The organism is Pseudarthrobacter sp. B4EP4b, from assembly GCF_006680095.1.
Lineage (GTDB): Bacteria > Actinomycetota > Actinomycetes > Actinomycetales > Micrococcaceae > Arthrobacter.
In genome coordinates this window covers 1-434 of record NZ_VHIJ01000001.1, presented here as the reverse complement: position 1 = coordinate 434, position 434 = coordinate 1, and the positions used below count along the sequence as shown (strand labels likewise).

Genomic DNA, 434 nt, shown 5'->3' with positions numbered 1-434 from the left:
GCTGACGGCGACGACGGGGCCGGTGGCGCCTTCGAGCTGTTTGGTGACGAACGGGACGCGGGCTGGCTGGCCGGGGTTGAGGAAGGCTTCCTCTTCGGCGGCGAGCCCGTCGCGGCGCAGTTCGTTCCAGGAGGTCACTGACCAGACGTCGGCGGAGACGCCCCAGTCATCGGCCAGGAGCTGCTGTGCCTCCAGGGCCCACGGCACCGACACACCCGAGGCCAGGATCTGCGCCTTGGGTCCTTCAACGTCCGACGCCGACACCCGGTAAATGCCCTTCAGCACCCCTTCGACGTCGAGGTTCTCCGGCTCGGCGGGCTGGGTGATGGGCTCGTTGTACACGGTGAGGTAGTACATCACGTTTTTGTCACCCGATTCCGGCCCGTACATGCGTTCGAGGCCGTCGCGGATGATGTGGCCCATTTCGTAGCCGT

At 66.4% G+C, this 434-nt stretch carries 1 pseudogene; it reads right to left on the bottom strand.

Annotated features, from left to right (window positions below):
* Nucleotides 1-434: pseudogene (locus FNL14_RS00005) on the bottom strand (pyruvate dehydrogenase (acetyl-transferring), homodimeric type); the annotation flags it as partial.